The 17,035-nt window shown below is 68.9% G+C and carries 13 protein-coding genes; 3 read left to right on the top strand and 10 right to left on the bottom strand.

Annotation, left to right across the window (positions count from 1 at the left end):
- Positions 1-48: 48 nt before the first annotated feature.
- From HYV93_10145 to HYV93_10125, 5 genes are all read right to left on the bottom strand, one after another.
- Positions 49-363 carry a type II toxin-antitoxin system RelE/ParE family toxin gene (locus HYV93_10145; GenBank protein MBI2526332.1) on the bottom strand — a complete coding sequence of 105 codons (315 nt, stop codon included), beginning with the start codon at positions 361-363 and terminating at the stop codon, positions 49-51.
- The gene (locus HYV93_10140; GenBank protein MBI2526331.1) at positions 339-536 is read right to left on the bottom strand and encodes a hypothetical protein; all 198 of its coding nucleotides are present in this window, start codon (positions 534-536) and stop codon (positions 339-341) included. The genes HYV93_10145 and HYV93_10140 overlap by 25 nt, the downstream gene beginning before the upstream one ends.
- Positions 537-597: 61 nt before the next feature.
- A complete protein-coding gene (locus tag HYV93_10135; protein ID MBI2526330.1) occupies positions 598-1,299 on the bottom strand; it encodes a hypothetical protein in 702 nt (233 codons plus the stop codon).
- A 147-nt stretch (positions 1,300-1,446) separates the two neighbouring features.
- Positions 1,447-2,079: a nucleotidyl transferase AbiEii/AbiGii toxin family protein gene (locus HYV93_10130; protein MBI2526329.1), complete on the bottom strand. Its 633-nt coding sequence runs from the start codon at positions 2,077-2,079 to the stop codon at positions 1,447-1,449.
- On the bottom strand, positions 2,028-2,327 hold the full coding sequence (locus HYV93_10125) for a hypothetical protein (protein MBI2526328.1): 300 nt from the start codon (positions 2,325-2,327) through the stop codon (positions 2,028-2,030). The genes HYV93_10130 and HYV93_10125 overlap by 52 nt, the downstream gene beginning before the upstream one ends.
- 148 nt (positions 2,328-2,475) lie before the next feature.
- Between HYV93_10125 and HYV93_10120 the strand changes: the two genes are divergently transcribed.
- The 3 genes from HYV93_10120 (at position 2,476) to HYV93_10110 (ending at position 4,758) form a co-directional block, all read left to right on the top strand.
- Positions 2,476-2,643, top strand: coding sequence for a hypothetical protein (locus HYV93_10120; protein MBI2526327.1), 168 nt, complete (start codon positions 2,476-2,478; stop codon positions 2,641-2,643).
- Positions 2,644-2,992: 349 nt separating this feature from the next.
- Positions 2,993-4,231 carry an IS110 family transposase gene (locus tag HYV93_10115; GenBank protein MBI2526326.1) on the top strand — a complete coding sequence of 413 codons (1,239 nt, stop codon included), beginning with the start codon at positions 2,993-2,995 and terminating at the stop codon, positions 4,229-4,231.
- A gap of 371 nt (positions 4,232-4,602) precedes the next feature.
- Positions 4,603-4,758 carry a hypothetical protein gene (locus tag HYV93_10110; protein ID MBI2526325.1) on the top strand — a complete coding sequence of 52 codons (156 nt, stop codon included), beginning with the start codon at positions 4,603-4,605 and terminating at the stop codon, positions 4,756-4,758.
- Positions 4,759-5,035: 277 nt separating this feature from the next.
- Here HYV93_10110 and HYV93_10105 read toward each other — a convergent pair whose 3' ends face one another.
- The 5 genes from HYV93_10105 to HYV93_10085 form a co-directional block, all read right to left on the bottom strand.
- Positions 5,036-7,045 (bottom strand): RHS repeat protein, encoded by a 2,010-nt coding sequence (locus tag HYV93_10105; protein MBI2526324.1) that lies wholly within the window; start codon positions 7,043-7,045, stop codon positions 5,036-5,038.
- 102 nt (positions 7,046-7,147) lie between these two features.
- Positions 7,148-7,390 carry a hypothetical protein gene (locus HYV93_10100; protein MBI2526323.1) on the bottom strand — a complete coding sequence of 81 codons (243 nt, stop codon included), beginning with the start codon at positions 7,388-7,390 and terminating at the stop codon, positions 7,148-7,150.
- A gap of 71 nt (positions 7,391-7,461) precedes the next feature.
- Positions 7,462-11,289, bottom strand: a complete 3,828-nt coding sequence (locus HYV93_10095; GenBank protein ID MBI2526322.1) for an RHS repeat protein — start codon at positions 11,287-11,289, stop codon at positions 7,462-7,464.
- 19 nt (positions 11,290-11,308) lie between these two features.
- Complete coding sequence (locus HYV93_10090) at positions 11,309-11,995, bottom strand: hypothetical protein (GenBank protein ID MBI2526321.1); 687 nt, start codon at positions 11,993-11,995, stop codon at positions 11,309-11,311.
- Positions 11,992-16,923: an Ig-like domain-containing protein gene (locus HYV93_10085; protein ID MBI2526320.1), complete on the bottom strand. Its 4,932-nt coding sequence runs from the start codon at positions 16,921-16,923 to the stop codon at positions 11,992-11,994. The genes HYV93_10090 and HYV93_10085 overlap by 4 nt, the downstream gene beginning before the upstream one ends.
- Positions 16,924-17,035: the final 112 nt, after the last annotated feature.

The following is a 17,035-nucleotide window of genomic DNA, read 5'->3' as shown; positions in this document are numbered from 1 at the left end:
AATACCTGCGCGAGAGGCACGCCCGTGAGGGTGCGATGGTCTGAGACGTCACTCGATGATCCATGGCTCTCGGCGCACCAGGCGGGCCAGGTCCCGCGCCCCGTGTACGACTCGGAGCACGGTGACCGTCTCGTCGCGCACCTGATAGACAATCCGATAGCCCCGAAAGAGCAGCTCCCGGAGGTCGTCTCGGTGGAATTCGGGGACCACGCGCCCGATCTGGGGGGCGGGGGTGAGCGGGTCCGCCGCCTCGATCAGCCGATCGATGAAGTTGACCGCATGCAGCACGGAATCCTTGGCAATGAAGTCCTCGATCGCCCGCAGGTCCGCCTCGGCCGTCAGCGACCAGCGGAGATCCGCCATCGCGCGAGGCGCTCTTTCAGCTCCTGCTGGGTCAGCACGCGACCTTCCGCGACATCCTGCAGCCCCTTATCCACCTGCTGCTTGAAATAGAGCTCTTCCATGATGTCCGCGGTGGTCACATCGTCGGGGAGTCGGCGGATCAGCTCGAGGACTTCGTGTTTCTCCTGGCTCATGTGAGGCCTCCTCCTCGCAGCGTGCGTCATTGAGGGCATCTTAGCAGATCGGCGGAGAAGCCTACTCGTTCTGTGGGGAGCCACCGAGAGAGCCCAACCGCATACCCCGAGCGTCGGTGCGGCTGAAGAACTTGCCGGCTCCCGGGCCGGTCAGGAGGTTTGTGACGACGGCGGCTCCGGACAGCTCCTGCACTGGGTTGACGCTGTCGTAGTGGAACTCGTCTCGGTCCCTTTGATCTTCACCCCCCACCTCGAACACCCCGTAGGTCAGCTCCGGCCTGCTCGCGCTCCGGCCATCGATCAACAGCTCCCGCTGCCCCACCTTGATGTCCGCCAGCAGGAACCGTCCCGTGTCGTCCGTCCGCGCCGAGACGAGGCCCGCCCCCGAGCCCCGCTCCATCTGCAGCGTCACGTCCGCGAGCGGCTCTCCGTTCAGCCGCAGCACCTGGCCCGCCAGGGCCGTCACCCCCGCCTGGGCCTTGAACGGCGGCAGGGCCTGCCACCGCGAGTACGGGCGCCCGTCCCGCCGCTCGCCCTTCCACTCCCAGTCCTCTGCGTCGCCCGCGGCTTGCGTGTCCGCCTGTGCCGCCGGGTCAGCCGCTCCCGAGTGGATCGCGGGTCCGGGCGTCGGGGAGAGGACAGCCCCCTCGGGCCCGCTGAGCGTGACCGTCTCGCTCGTCACCGTCTCGACCCGTGCGGGGGCCGAGAAGCGCAGCACCAAGCGCGGCGCGAGGGACACGTCCGTGGCGCCGTCGGACGGCACCGAGAGCTCCACGCGCGGGACGGCAGCGCCGGAAGCTCGCCCCAGCCTCTGGCGAGCCCTGACCGTGGCTCCCGGCCCTGTGCACTGGAGCCGATGGTGCGGAGCGCGGCCACGGGGGGGCCGAGCGCTGGCGCGGGATCCAAGCGACTACGGGAGGGCGCGGAACAGGCGCGTCGCCTCGGCGCGGAAGAAGGCCTTGACCTCCTCCCATGTCGGTCCCCCCAGCACCTCGGGCATGGCCTCGGCCTCCGCATCCTCGAAGTAGGTCAGGCTCCTCAGCAAGTGATACGGGTCCACCGTGACGCCCCGGTACTTCTCGCGGAAGCACGCCAAGGCCTCCTCGAGGGGAGCGAGGTTTCGGGCATACACGTACAGGTCCACGAAGTCCTTGCGCGAGCCGCGGCCGGCCAGCGCCGACAGCTTCATGGCGGCGATGTCCTGGGGATCGGCCAGCGGAAGGCCCCAGGGCGATTCCACGGGGGGGCGGAGCAGGGGGTAGTCGTAGTGGAAGAAGCTCGTGGGGACGCCGCCCAGCATGACGCTCAGCGTCCCAGACGCTTCCTGGAGGACGGTCGGCTCTCCGGCCGCGCGGAGCCGCGAGAGGAGATCCTGGGGCAGGAACTGCGCCGCGCTGAAGAAATCGAGGTCCCGGGACCGGCGGTGGCCGAGGTGGAGCGCCAGGGCCGTGCCCCCGGCGAGGTAGAAGCTCCGGACCTCGGCGATCCGGCTCAGTAGTTCCAGAAGGGCCTGCTGTGGTCCAGTGAGGATTTCTCGAAACACGCCTCGCCCTCGAGCCCGAGCAGCAGGGCCCAGAAAGCCAACGTCTTGCGCGAGAGGGTGCGCGTCCCTCGAGTCCTGAGAAAGACGGCCACCCGGTCAGGCCCGTACGTCCCGAGCGCCCAGCGTGCCCCGACCAGGGTCCCGTACTCGAGGACCCGCTCGAGGATGAAGGGAGCGTGAGCCTCGGGATCGAGGTCCTCGGGCTGACAGTCCCAGAAGAGGGGATGAAGGGTCGCAGGAAGGCTCACGCTTAGGGCATGATAGCACGCGGGCGTCACGTGGCCGGCAGGGCCCCTGTGCTCACCCACGGTCCTCACGCTGGGGCTGCCGCCTCGGCTGCGGCGGTTCTTCGCGACGACGAACGCGATCGAGAATTTCATCGGGACCCTGCGGCACGTGGCCCGGAACGTCAAGCGCTGGCGCAACGGCACGATGATCCGTCGCTGGGTCGGGCTGGGCGTGCTGCGTGCGGCCGTGCGCTTCCGGCGGATCAAGGGGCACGGCGACCTCCCGGCGCTCGCCACCGCCCTTCGCCCGGCGGCCGCGGGAGAGCAGGCCGCGTGATCATCGCCGGTCGGGCCCGGCGCGCCGCGACATCGAGGCCCGCATTGGCTCCAGGATCAATCTTGAGGAGGGGGGCCACTATGTCGGTATCGCGTCATGGGGCGCGCCCCACCTGCAGCGAATGAAAGTGAGGAGTGCGAAGTGAGGAGTGCGAGTAGACTCTTCTCCACCGCGCCGCTCCGAGACAGGTCGGGGTTTAGGGGAATGGTGCCACAAGCCCGTCGGTATCGTGACCAGGGCGTGACGGACGGCACCTCGGACTGTTGCCCCCCGCTCGCGCGGGGAGCACGCGGAGGATACTCGGCGAAGGAGTCACGCCTCCGGAGCGGCGCGCCAAGGAGGGCGAGCGATGGACGTCCTTTATCGCGTCTGCTGCGGCCTCGACGTGCACAAGAAGACGGTAGCAGCCTGTCTGCGCTCTCCGGGGCCGAAGGACAGGCGCGCGGAGGAGGTGCGCACCTTCGGAACCACGACCCACGAGTTGCTGCGGCTGGCCGACTGGCTCACGATGGCCGGCTGCACGCACGTCGCGATGGAGAGCACCGGCGTGTACTGGCGACCCGTCTACCATATCCTGGAGGGCAGCATCGAGCTGCTGCTCGTCAACGCACAGCACGTCAAGGCCGTCCCCGGGCGAAAGACGGACGTCCGCGACTGCCAGTGGATCGCGCAGCTGTTGGAGCACGGCTTGCTCCGCGCGAGTTTTGTCCCCCCGGCCCCGTTCCGCGAGCTGCGTGAGTTGACCCGCTCTCGGCGGCAGCTCATCCAGGAACACACCCGCGAGGCCAATCGGGTCCAGAAGGTGCTCGAAACGGCGAACATCAAGCTCGGCGACGTGGCGGCGGATGTGCTCGGCGCCTCCGGGCGTGCGATGCTCAAGGCGCTCGTGGCCGGGGAGCGCGATACGGAGAAGCTCGCCGCCCTGGCGCGGGGCCGCTTGCGCGACAAGGCCGCCCAGCTGCGGGAGGCATTGGTCGGGCGAGTCACCGACCACCACGCCTTCCTGCTCGACGCCCTGCTGAGTCACATCGACTTCCTCGAACAGCAGATCGAGCTGTTCGATGGGCGGATCGAGGAGCAGACGCGCCCCTACGCCACCGCGCTGGAGCGCCTCGACACCATCACCGGCGTGGCTCGGCGCAGCGCCGAGCAGATTCTCGCCGAGCTGGGTGACGACATGACCCGGTTTCCGACCGCCGGCCATGCCGCCTCGTGGGCCGGGATCTGCCCGGGTAACCACGAGAGTGCCGGGAAGCGAAAATCCGGCAAGACTCGCAAGGGGGACCGCTGGTTGCGCGCGACGCTCGTCGAGTGCGCCCGAGGCGCCGTCCGCGCCAAGAAGAGTTACTTGGCGGCCCAGTACCACCGGCTTGCACGCCGCCGCGGCGACAAGACAGCTATCGTCGCCGTGGGCCACTCGATCCTCGTCGCGGCCTGGCACATCCTCCGAGAGGGCGTGCCCTACCGGGACCTCGGAGGCGATCATTTCGGCCGGCTCAACCGAGAGCAGCTCGTCCGTTACCACACCCGGCGGCTCGCCGACCTCGGCGTCGTGGTCCCGCCTGCTTCCGCAGCAATACCTGCGTGAGACGCTTCTTTCGGAGGATCCCCCCAGTGGCCACTGTGTGAGCGTCAGTCGCTCGCGCTGATCGGTCAGGATGAATCGAGGTACAATGTGGTGCCGCTGCGCTCGGCCAAATTCAACAGCGACCGGGACATCCTCGAGAGATTTCCATCAGGGGGCCTCGACCTGGCACCGGACGCACTCACCTAAACTCCGACCTGAACCGTCCGCCCCCGGGCACGGCCGTCCGCCCAACCATGCGCTGATGCGCTTACCGCGTCGAGGACCAGCGAAGGGCGACGAGCAGAACCGCGAACAGTGTGGGCAGGGCTATCGCGATCCAAATGAGACGGGCATCGACGACCAGTGCAAGTCCAACCCCCCCGATGATGTTCGTGAAGATCAAGACGATCAAGACGAAAGTTCTCTTCCTCAACACCGCGCCTGACGACCGCGCGCCCTCGGGCTCCGGTCCAGCAGTCGCCACGCACCACAGCCGCTGCCACCGCAAGCCCCACGACGGTGCGATCCCTCCCGGGATCTCCGCGTGACACCGAAGACACCGCTTCCGAATCCACGGAGCCCAGTACGAGAACGTCGCTCCGGCCAATACAACATTGTGCTTGTGGATCGGGTGTCCGCACCGGGCGCATCGAAGGCGCATGCTCCAGATACCTACGACCGCCAGGAACGCAAGGGGACCAATGACGAAAAGCGGATGAACCGCGGCAAGTAACCCGAGCGGAAACCCCAGGAAGAACCAAGCGATCAACAGGGCTCGGCTGGTGCGTCTCAACCCGGCGTTGAGGGGCCGGTCTCCCCCACGCATCACTGGCTGCTCTTGCTGCGCGGCGGTGGTGGCGTGCAACTAAACGACTTGATGAGCGTGAAGAACGAGCATGTACCTGTGACGGATGCGGTCGCTGAGCCGCCCACAGGCAGGGCGCTGGGGCCTGCGCCCAATGTAAGCCCGCCGAATCCCGCATTGTTGTAGAGCAAAGTGAGACTGAAGGGACCAAGGCCGATGTTGAGATTGGCCGTCACCCCCGAGATGTTGTCCACGCCGCCAAAGATGAACCCGGCGAACACATCGCCGCTCACGTTGACGCCAGTGCCGATACCGGCCGACCCGAAGAGACCGGCGTCGAGCGTCTGACTCCCACCGCCGGGGTTGAAGAAGAAGCCGCCGCTCGCCTCGGCGCCACTGGCGCCGACCACGCTCCCACCAGCGCCCGCGATGATGTTGAGGAGGCCGAGCGGGTCAGTGAAGCGCAACGGATTATTTCGGACGTAGGCGTAACGGTTCGGGCCACCTCCGGCAAAGCCGAGCGGATCCTCGCTGATAAACCGCCCGAGTTGCGGGTGGTAGTAGCGCGCCCGGTAGGAGTAGAGGCCCGTGCCCGCGTCGTGCTCCCGCCCCGTGTACTGGAAGGGATTGCCGTCGGCACCCGTCTCCGTGCTGGCGCCGAAGGGCTCGTACGTGTATTCGGCCTGAAGGGCCCCGGTGTCGTCGGTGAGGGCGACAGTCGAGCCCAGGGCGTCGGTCAGGAGCGTGCGCGTCGTCGCGCCCGTCGTCCGCGTGAAGTACTCGTCGATCCCGAGGCCGGTCAGGAGCGTCGCCGTCACCGAGGCGCCCGACAGCTCCTGCACCGGGGTCAGGCCGTCGTAGAGGTAGCCCGTCCGCGTCCCGTTGAGGATCTTGGCGCGCCGGCGGCCTAGGCCGTCGTAGAGGAAGCTGGCCGTCCCGTCCGGCGTCGTCATCGCCGAGAGCTGGTTGCGGGCGTCCCAGGTGAAGGCCGTCGTGCCCGTCGGCTCCGCCAGGCTCAGCAGGTTCCCCGCCAGGTCGTAGGTCATCGCCCGGCCGCCCAGGGCGAGCTGATGGTTCGCCGCATTGTAGCTGGCCGAGGCGACGGGATCGGGCAACCCCGTCCGGGCCCAGCTCCCGCTCGCCTGGGTGCGGTTCCCGGCGGGGTCGTAGGCGTAGGTGAGGGCGCCGAGCGTCGCCGCCCCCTGCTTGTACGTCAGCCCCGTGAGCTGGGAGGCCACGTCATACGTGTACTCCGCCCTCACCCCGTTGGGCAAGGTCAGCAGCGTCCGCCGATCTGCCGCGTCGTAGCCGAAGGTGACGAGAGCGCTCCCCTTCGTGATCTGCAGCAGCCGGTCCGCGGCATCGTAACCGTAGGTGACCGCGGGCAGCCCCGGGAGGCTCATGCTGGTCCGCCGCCCCGCGGCGTCGTAGCTGTAGGCGACCGTCCCCTGGGGGGAGACCTCCTGGGTCAGGCGGTCCAGGGTGGCGTAGGTGAGGGTGAGGGTGCCGGCCAGCGAGTCCGTCACGGTGCGGAGGCGATTGCCCGCGTCGTAGCCGTAGGTGGTCGTCGAGGCGTCGGCGTAGGTCGCGCTTGTGCGGCGGTGCAGGGCATCGTAGCTGAACGTCCTGACCTGCCCCTGCCGGTCCGTCACCTGGGTGAGGTTCCCGGCGAGATCGTACTGGTAGCTCTCCGTGCGCAGGAGCGGGTCCGTCCGCGTCGCCACCCGGTCCATCGCGTCGTAGGTGTAGCCGGTGACGCTCCCCCGGGCGTCGGTCACCGAGAGGAGGTTGCCGTTCGGGTCGTAGCCGAACTGGGTCACCCCGCCCAGGGCGTCGGTCAGGCTCGTCAGCCGGTTCAGGGGGTCGTAGGCGTAGCGGGTCTGGCTGCCCCGGGGGTCGGTGACGCTGACCAGCCGCCCGGCGCTGTCGGTGAAGCGCGTCGTCGTCCGCCCCAGCGGGTCCGTGATCGTGACCAGGTCCCCGAGGTCATGGCCAAGCTGGGCCGCCCACTTGGTCTCCTGGGCCGCCATGTATCAACGTGTAGGCCCTCGTCTCAGCGCCACTCTCTTCGAAGAACTCGCGCTCGATCTTGGCTCCATTGACCATCACGCAGTCCGCCGCTTCGACCACGCTCAGGAATCGGCCCTGTCGTCGAGGTAGCTGTAGAATTTGGGGTCCCGCAGGTGGTAAAGAATGTGGCGAAACTCTTCTCCGATCTCAAGCAGCACATCGGGAATCTCTGCCACGTCAGGTGAATCTTGCACCAGTCGGGGAAGTTGCTCGTTAAGGAACTTGTCGAATGATTCCTCCAAATCCGCAAAGGCATGCGCGAGCGCCCATGCCTCCCGGTGCTCGCCTTCATCGAACTTGGTCACCTCTGCTGACCGTGAAAGACGCTCTCCGAGCGCTACGATATCCGCCGCCGTTCCCAGGAGTCGACGTGTCGTCACTGTAGGTTCTCCAATATCTTCCTAAGCGCTGCGATCTGCGCCTGAAAGTTTCGGATCTCTCGTTGAACTGAACCCGGGGGCTCTCCGGCCTTCTCGATGTCTGCAAGCTTCCCGAGATGTTCGGCCAGCCGCCTTTCCAGAGTCGCGAGCGATTTTCCCAGCGATCCTCTGCCGTGCTTCGCGAGTTGGTTGCCAAACGCCTTCAGCATGCCCTTCGTGGGCCCTGTTACCATTCCCGGCCCGGGCAGCAGGTTGTTCGGATCGCAGGCAGAATCGCCGACCAGATCACGGGCAAAGCCAACAACACGCTCCAATATTGAGGGATCCTTCCGGCCGCCGAGACCCGGCAGGAGATCACCCCGACACATAGACGCAAGCAGTGGGGGCGTTTCGATACGCACGGTCCCACTCGGATCGGCGGCGTTGACCGGATCGTTGAACACGTAGGCATACAGATTCATGTCGCCACCGGCAAACTCGATCGGATCCTCGCTGATGAACCGCTGGAGCCCCGGGTGGTAATAGCGGGCGCGGTAGTAGTAGAGCCCCGTCCCCGCGTCGAGCTCCCGCCCCGTGTACTGGAACGGATTGCTGTCGACGCCCGTCTCCGTGGTGGCCCCGAAGGGCTCGTACGTGTACTCGGCCTGAAGGGCGCCGGTGTCGTCGGTGAGGGCGACAGTCGAACCCAGGGCGTCAGTCAGGAGCGTGCGCGTCGTGGTGCCGGTCGTCCGCGTGAAGTACTCGTCGATGCCGAGGCCCGTGAGGAGATTCGCGGTGACCGTGGCGCCCGCCAGCTCCTGCACCGGCGTCAGCCCGTCGTAGAGGTAGTCCGTCCGGGTGCCGCTGAGGATCTTGGCGCGGCGCCGGCCCAGGCCGTCGTAGAGGAAGCTTGCCGTCCCGTCCGGCGTCGTCATCGCCGAGAGCTGGTTGCGGGCGTCCCAGGTGAAGGTCGTCGTCCCCGTCGGCTCCGCCAGGGTGAGCAGGTTCCCCGCCAGGTCGTAGGTCATCGCCCGGCCGCCCAGGGCGAGCTGGTGGTTCGCCGCATTGTAGCTGGCCGAGGTGATGGGGTCGGGCAACCCCGTCCGGGCCCAGCTCCCGCTCGCCTGGGTGCGGTTCCCGGCGGCGTCGTAGGCGTATGTGAGGGCGCCGAGCGTCGCCGCGCCCTTCTTGTACGTCAGCCCCGTGAGCTGGGAGGCCACGTCATACGTGTACTCCGTCGTCACGCCGTTGGGCAAGGTCAGGAGCGTCCGCCGGTCCGCCGCGTCGTAGCCGAAGGCGACCAGCGCGCTCCCCTTCGTGATCTGCAGCAACCGGTCGGCGGCGTCATAGCCGTAGGTCACGGCCGGCTGCCCCAGGATGCCCAGGCTGGTCCGCCGCCCCGCCGCATCGTAGCCGTAGCTCACGGTGCCCTGGGCGCTCACCTCCTGGGTCAGGCGGTCGAGGGTGTCGTAGGTGAGGGTGAGGGTGCCGGCCAGGGAGTCCGTCACCGTGCGGAGGCGATTGCCCGCGTCGTAGCCGTAGGTGGTCGTCGAGGCGTCGGCATAGGTCGCCCCTGTGCGGCGGTTCAGGACATCGTAGCTGACCGTCGTGACCTGGCTCTTCCGGTCCGTCACCTGGGTCAGGTTGCCGGCCAGGTCGTACTGGTAGCTCTCGACCCGGAGGAGCGGGTCGCTGCGGGTCGCCACCCGGTCCATGGCGTCGTAGCTGTAGCCGGTCACGCTCCCCCGGGCGTCGGTCAGGGTGAGGAGGTTGCCGTTCGGGTCGTAGCCGAACTGCGTCACCCCGCCCAGGGCGTCGGTGAGGCTCGTCAGCCGGTTCAGCGCGTCGTAGGCGTAGCGGGTCTGGCTGCCCCGAGGGTCGGTGACGCTGACCAGCCGCCCGGCACTGTCGGTGAAACGCGTCGTCGTCCGCCCCAGCGGGTCGGTGATCGAGACGAGGTCGCCTCCGTCGTAGCCGAGCTGGGTCGTCCCCGCCGGCGTCGTGATCGTCAGCGGCTGCCCCGCCGCCGTATAGGTCAGCGTCGTCGCCACCCCCAGCGGGGTCGTGATCGTCGTCGGGTTGCCCGCCGCGTCGTAGGCGAGCGTCGTCGTGTGGCCCAGCGGGTCGGTCACGCTCGCCACCTGGCTGAAGAGGGGCTCGTAGCTGAAGCCCGTCGTCACCGCGTCGCCGGTCCCCGCCAGCCGGGTGAGGCTGCTGAGGTTGGCGTTGGTGTCGTAGGCGTAGGCCGTCCGCCGCCCCAGGGCGTCGGTTTGGGCCAGGAGCAGGTTCGTCGCCGCCTGCCACTCGTAGCTGGTCGCCTGCTGCTCCGGCGCGCCCAGCGCGCGCGTGTCGCTCACGGGGTAGCCCGCGTCGTTGAAGGCGGCCCGCTCGATCCCGCCCCGCGGATCGGTGACGTCGGTCTGGGTGACGATGCCCCCGGGGCCCAGCGTGTAGGCGAGCTGGTGCACGATCCCCCCGGGCTGGCTCTGCCGGATCACCTTGCCCGTGGCGTCGTACTCGTTGGTCAGGTAGGCGATGCCGCGCGCATCCGTGATCGTCGTCATCCGGTTCGAGGCATCGTAGCCGTAGGTCGTCACCCCGCCCGCCGCGTCCGTCACCGTGCTGAGCCGCCCCCCGGCGTCGTAGGTGTAGCTGACGGTGCGGCCAGTATTGTCCTGCGCCTGGGTGATCCGGTGGCTGGCGTCCACCGTCAGCGCCACCCACCGGCCGCTCGGCGTGGTCAGCCGCGTGAGGTCGCGGTTGCTGTCGCGGGTCAGCGTCAGGGCGTTGCCGTACCGGTCCCGGTACCCCTTGAGTGCCGCCCACTGGGGGCGTGGCGCCCCGTTGGCTTCCGGGAACTGGTACAGCGTGCCGTCCTTCAGCGTGAGGTCCCAGCCGACATGGCTCTCGTTCCAGACGATGCGCGCCTTGTGGAACCGGGTCGGGGTGGCCGTGTGCTCGTAGACCGCGTCCGGCCAGCTCCCCCCCGGCGAGATGCGCGCGAAATGAATCCGCGTCCCGTCCGGGAGGAACAGGTCCAGGTAGGTGTAGGGATTGACGTCCCCCACCAGGAACATGTCGTAGGAGTGGCTCATCCCGAACCCGAAGGCCCGCGACTGGCCATCCCCGGGGCGGTACGTGCGCGTCAGCACGATCGGGATGAGGTCCGGCACGACCAGGTCCGTCTTCCGCAGCACGAACAGCCCCGTGGCCAGATCCACCGGGTCCCCCCCGGAGAGCCTCGCCCCCGCCAGCGCCGGAGCGTAACCCAGCCCCGGGTCCGCCGCCATCGCCCCCGTGAACTCGTAGATCGCCACCTTCGGGTCGGGCACGATCTGGCGGCCGTCCTCCATCACCGTGCCGTGGCCGTACACGTGCCAGCCCCGCCCCCTCGGATCGTACTGGCAGAACTCGAAGCGCGTCCCCGCCCGCGCCTGCTGCCGGTTCGGATAGACCAGCTGCGCCCCCGCATAGTCGGGATTGGAGATGTACCCCGCCCCCGGCTGGATCGTGAAGTACGCCGGCGGCGCCGACCCCTGCGGGAGCGGGAACGGCGGCCGGTCCTGCGGGATCGGCGTGGTGCTGATCTCGGTGGCCGGGGCGCCCTCGTGATCCCGGATGCTGCTGTGCGCCGGCAGCCGCAGCTCCAGCCCCGGGATGCGCGGGGTCGTGATCACCAGCGCCGTCGCCGTCTGCGTCGGGATCGTCACCGCATGCGCCGTGTCGATCCGCGGCATCCAGACCGTGTAGCCGAGCCCGATGGTCTGGCCGGCCGTGATCACGACCCCGACCTCGAACACCCCGTACCTCCGCCCCGGCCCGCTCGCGCTCCGGCCGTCGATCACGAGCTCCTGCGGCCCCGTCTTAAGGTTGTCGCCCTACTCGCTCCCGAAAGTACTTCTTCGCCTCTGCGGCTGACTTGAATTCCGATGGCGAACCAGGGAACAGCAGTTGAAGGCTCTCCACAGCGGCTGCAGCAACGTTCACCGACGCCGCGTCGATGGACTCGATAAGGTGGCTGATCGCAGGGCGATATCGGTACTTGCCGAACAGCTGGACGGTTGACGCCCACGCTGCAGACGACACCGGATACTTGAAATAGTTCTGGTTCATGATCGACAGCGCGCGACGGTCCCCACGTTGTGCCAGGTACTGCGCCGCGTAATAGCCGCGTAGAGTCGCCTCTGGCGTCATCAGTGCCCGCATGAACCGGGAGACCTCAAGGTCATCGATCTCAAAAAGCACCTCAGCCAGCCGATCCTTCTGGACCTCGTCGGTGCTCGTCACGTACGCGGAAGTCAAGAGGGCAACTTCCTTCCTGCGCGACATCTCCTCACGAATCACCCACTCCTCGATCCTGCAGTGAGCGTCGGATCTAAGACAGTCCACAAGTTCTCTCGTCGATAGCGCTGCGACCCTCCCTTGCTCGGCCGCGGCCGCTGCCCCGTCCGGCGCCAACACAATCGTGACCATCGCGGCAAGGGCAACAATCGCATTGCCGGAGCGTGAGCCGATCCCGCCGCGCCAAGACCCGTCTCCGACGACCCTCACGGAACCACCTTGATCAGAGTAGGAACATTGCGGGGGACATCACCGCCGCCTCCGCGGTTGATGCACGGTCCGAACATGAGACGTGGTGCGACTCGAGCCCATCGCGGTAGACCCTGGCCATAGTCGAAAATGAAGTGTAGTGCCCCACGGGTGGGGTCCACCAAGTTCTGCTCCTCATCCTTCCGTCCGGCTAGGACGGCAGCGGCCACACTGAGCGCTTGTGCGTAGGCCGCGCCAGCCCGCGGATGTCCACCCCGGATGTTCCGCTCCTCCTGGACGCCGAGGCTCGCGGGTGCGATACCGCCAAGCATGCCGACTGCCTCACGATTCACGGCCACGTTGCCGATGGCGGTCCGAGCTCCGTAAAGGCTGCACTGGCCCCCGTCCTCGTAACCCGCGGTCTCGTTGTAAATGATGGCCGCCAACTGCTCAACCGTATATCTGAGGCCCCAAGGATCTATCCAGAGAAGCGGATTGTTACGGACGTAGGCGTAGAAGTTGACATCTCCCCCCGCAAACCCGATCGGGTCTTCGCTCACGAACCGCTGGAGCCCCGGGTGGTAATAGCGGGCCCGGTAGGAGTAGAGCCCCGTGCCCGCGTCCTGCTCCCGCCCCGTGTACTGGAAGGGATTGCTGTCGGCGCCGGTCTCCGTGGTCGCCCCGAAGGGCTCATAGGTGTACTCGGCCTGAAGGGCCCCCGTGGCGTCGGTGAGGGCGACAGTCGAGCCCAGGGCGTCGGTCAGGAGCGTGCGCGTCGTGGCGCCCGTCGTCCGCGTGAAGTACTCGTCGATCCCCAGCCCCGTGAGGAGGGTGGCGGCCGCGCTTCCCACGGGCAGCTCCTGCACCGGCGTCAACCCATCGTAGAGGTAGTCGGTCCGCGTGCCGTTGAGGATCTTCGCCCGGCGGCGCCCCAGGCCGTCGTAGAGGAAGCTCGCCGTCCCGTCCGGCGTCGTCAGGGCGCTGAGTTGGTTGCGCGCGTCCCAGGTGAAGCTCGTCGTGCCCGTGGGCTCCGCCAGGGTGAGGAGGTTCCCCGCCAAGTCGTAGGTCATCGCCCGGCCGCCCAGGGCGAGCTGATGGTTCGCGGCGTTGTAGCTGGCCGAGGTGATGGGGTCCGGCAGCCCCGTCCGCGCCCAGCTCCCGCTCGCCTGGGTGCGGTTCCCGGCGGGGTCGTAGGCGTAGGTGAGGACGCCGAGCGTCGCCGCCCCCTGCTTGTAGGTCAGCCCGGTGAGCTGGGAGGCCACATCATACGTGTACTCCGTCGTCACCCCGTTGGGCAAGGTCAGCAGCGTCCGCCGGTCCGCGGCATCGTAGCCGAAGGTGACCGCCGCGCTGCCCTTCGCGATCTGCAGCAACCGGTCGGCGGCATCGTAGCCGTAGGTCACGACCGGCTGGCCCGGGAGGGTCATGCTGCTCCGTCGGCTGGCGGCGTCGTAGCTGTAGGCGACCGTCCCCTGGGGGGAGACCTCCTGGGTCAGGCGGTCAAGGGTGTCGTAGGTGAGGGTGAGCGTGCCCGCGAGGGAGTCCGTCACCGTCCGCAGCCGGTTGCCCGCATCGTAGCCGTAGCTCGTCGTCGAGGCGTCGGCGTAGGTCGCGCTTGTGCGGCGATTCAGGGCATCGTAGCTGACCGTTGTGACCTGGCCCTTCCGGTCCGTCACCTGGGTCAGGTTGCCGGCGAGATCGTACTGGTAGCTCTCCACCCGGAGGAGCGGGTCCGTCCGCGTCGCCACCCGGTCCATGCTGTCGTAGCTGTACCCGGTGACGCTCCCCCGGGCGTCGGTCACGGCGAGGAGGTTGCCGTTCGGGTCGTAGCTGAACTGCGTCACCCCGCCCAGGGCGTCGGTCAGGCTCGTCAGCCGGTTCAGGGCATCATAGGCATAGCGGGTCTGGCCGCCCCGGGAGTCCGTGACGCTCACCAGCCGGCCGGCGAGATCCGTGAAGCGCGTGGTGATGCGCCCGAGCGGGTCGGTGATCGTGACCAGGTCCCCGAGGTCGTAGCCGAGCTGGGTCGTCCCCGCCGGCGTCGTGATCGTCAGCGGCTGCCCCGCCGCCGTCCAGGTCAGCGTCGTCGCCACCCCCAGCGGGCTCGTGATCGTCGTCGGGTTCCCCGCCGCGTCGTAGGCGAGCGTCGTCGTGTGGCCCAGCGGGTCCGTCACGCTCGCCACCTGGCTGAAGAGGGGCTCGTAGGTGAAGCCCGTCGTCACCGCCTCGCCCGTCCCTGCCAGCCGGGTGAGGCTCGTGAGGTTCCCCTGGGCGTCGTATGCGTAGGCCGTCTGCCGCCCCAGGGCGTCGATGATGGAGGTCGGCCGGTTGGCGGTGTCCCGCACGTACGTCGTCGTCTGGGCCAGCGGGGTGCCGGAAGCGGCGGTGTGGGTCAGCGGGTAGCCCGCGGCGTTGAACGTCAGCCGCCGCACGTCGCCCCGGGGGTTGGTGATGTCCGTCTGCACGATCTTGCCGTCCAGGTCCAGCGTATAGGCGAGCTGGTAGCTCGTGCCGTCCGCCTGCGTCTGCCGGGTGACCCGGTTCGCGGCGTCATACTCGTTGGTCAGGAACACGATCCCTCGGGCGTCCTTCAGCGTCAGCATCCGGTCGGCGCCGCCCGGGTCCCATGTGTACTCCGTCCGCCCCCCGCCCGCGTCCACCACGGCGGTCAGCCGATTGAACCCGTCGTACTCGTAGTTCACCACCCGCCCGGCGTGGTCCCGGGCCTGGGTGATCAGGTCCGTGGTCGTGTAGGTGAACTCCAGCCACCGCCAGCTCGGCGTGGTGATCCGCTTGATCTGCCGCGACACTGCGTATTCGATGGTCAAGCGGTTCCCCCACCGGTCCCGGATCCCGGTCAGCGGGGGGCCCGGGGCCGGGGCCGCCCCCGCGAACTCGTAGACCGTGCCGTCCCGCAGCGTGATGTCCCAGCCGGCCCGGGTCGCGTTCCAGGCCAACTGGGACTTGTCGAAGGCCGTCGGCGTCGCCGTGTGCTCCATCACGGCGTCCGTCTGCCCGGTCCCTGGCGAGGTCCGCACGTAGTGGATCTTCGAGCCGTCCGCCCGCACCAGGTCCGCCGAGCTGTAGGTCACGGCCTCGCCCACCAGGAACATGAAGTAGGGGTGGTTGGCCCCGGCGCCAAACTGCCGCGTCAGCCCCCCGGGCCGGTACGTCCGCATCAGCACGATCGGGATCACGTCGGGCACGATGAGGTCGGTCTTCTCCAGCACGAACAGCCCCGTGGCCGGATCCACCGGGTCGCAGCACCGCTTGGCCCCCGGGATCGGCCCCATCGTGGGCGCAAAGCCGTCGCTCCCGAGGGTGAAGATGCAGCCCACACGCAAGTACTCCACGCCGGGGTCGGGCAGGATCTGGCGGCCATCGCGCCGCACCGTGCCCTGGCCCGACACGCGCCAGCGGTGCTCGGGCAGGTAGTCCCAGAGGTCGACCCGGACGCCGGGAGCCAGGCCCTGGTAGTTGGGGAGCACGAAGCGCACCCCCACAGGGCTCTCGGTGCCGTCCGGGCGCTCCACGTGCGCCCCGAGTAGTTCGGGGGTGAAGAAGAAGTCGGTGCCCTTGGGCAGAGGGAACGGCGGTCGGTCCGTCGGGATGCGCGTCAGCGACACCTCCCTGACCACCTCGCCCGTGCGGTGGCGCAGGACGACGCCCGCCGGGATCCGCATCTCCAGCCCCGGCACCCGAGGCGTCGTCACGACGACCTCGCGCGTCGTCGGAACGGGCAGCCGCACCACGTGCTTCGTGTCGATGAGCGCCAGCCAGATGGTATACGGCAGCACGGTCGTGACGCCGGCCGTGAGGTCCACGTGCTGGATGAACCGCGCGTAGGTGCGCCCCGGCCGGCTCGCCGTGGAGCCGTCGATGACCATCAGCGGCCCGCCGGCGGGGAGGTCGGTGAGCAGGAAGCGTCCCGTCGTATCCGTCTGCACGCTGCGCCCGCCGATGCGCAGCGTGACGTCGGGCAGCGGCTCCCCGTTGAGCTTGAGCACTTGGCCGGCCAGCGCCGTCACCCCCGCCGGGGCCTGGAGCGGTGGCAGAGCCTGCCACCGAGAGTAGGGCTGGCCGTCCCGCCGCTCGCCCCTCCACTCCCAGTCCTCTGCGTTGCCGGCGGCCTCCGCGTCCCCCTTCGCCCCCGGGTCAGCCGCCCCCGAGTGGGTCGCGGGCCCGGGCGCCGGCGCCCGGGCCGCCCTCTCGGGCCCCGCCGGCGCCTCCCGGGTCCTGAACTGGACGGCCGTGAAAGGCAGAGAGAGCCCGCGCCCGTCCTCCGTCCCGTTCAGCGACAGCGTGTAGGTGGCGCCCGGCAGGAGCGGCGCGTTCGGGCGGATGAACACCAGCATGCCGCCTTCGGCCGCCGTCACGGTGACGGCTTCGGGCCCCTCGGGGCCGCTCAGCGTGACCGTCTTGCTCGTCACCGTCTCGACCCGCGCGGGGACCGAGAAGCGCAGCACCAGGCGCGGCGCGAGGGGCACGTCCGTGGCCCCGTCAGACGGTACCGAGAACTCCACGCGCGGGCCAGCCGTCGGCACCGCGGCTGGCTGCTGGGGCGTCTCGATCGCAGCGAAGCGCCCGGCGCCCGCGTCGTACACCTCACCTCGCGTGAGGGCGACGCCGGCGCGATCGACCCCACCCGAGATCAGGACGCTGCCGTCCGGGAGGAGCATCGCCGTGTGGCCCAGGCGGGGCGCCGCGGGACCGGCGCGGACAGTCTCCGTCGTGCCGGCCTGCGGGTCCCAGGTCTCGGCGGGACTAGACGGCACTCCATCTTCCGCGATCCCGCCGACGATGAGCAGCCGACCATCCGTGAGAAGCGTCGCGGTGTGATACGCACGCGGCGTGGGCGCTGCGGAGGTCAGCGCCTCGAAGCGCTGCGCTGCCGGATCGAAGCGCTCTGCCTCGGCCACCACCCGCCCGTCCACGCCCAGCCCCCCCACGATGAGGACGGTCCGTCCCAGATCGCTCCCCCCGAGAGCGGACCATCGGGTCCTTGGCCTCCGAGCACGAGCCAGCGGCCATCAGGCAAGACGGTGGCGCTCTGGCCGGCGG

The organism is Candidatus Rokuibacteriota bacterium (genome assembly GCA_016188005.1).
Taxonomy (GTDB): domain Bacteria; phylum Methylomirabilota; class Methylomirabilia; order Rokubacteriales; family CSP1-6; genus UBA12499.
Note: the sequence above shows the minus strand (reverse complement) of the source record. Positions and strands in the feature narration are given on the sequence as shown.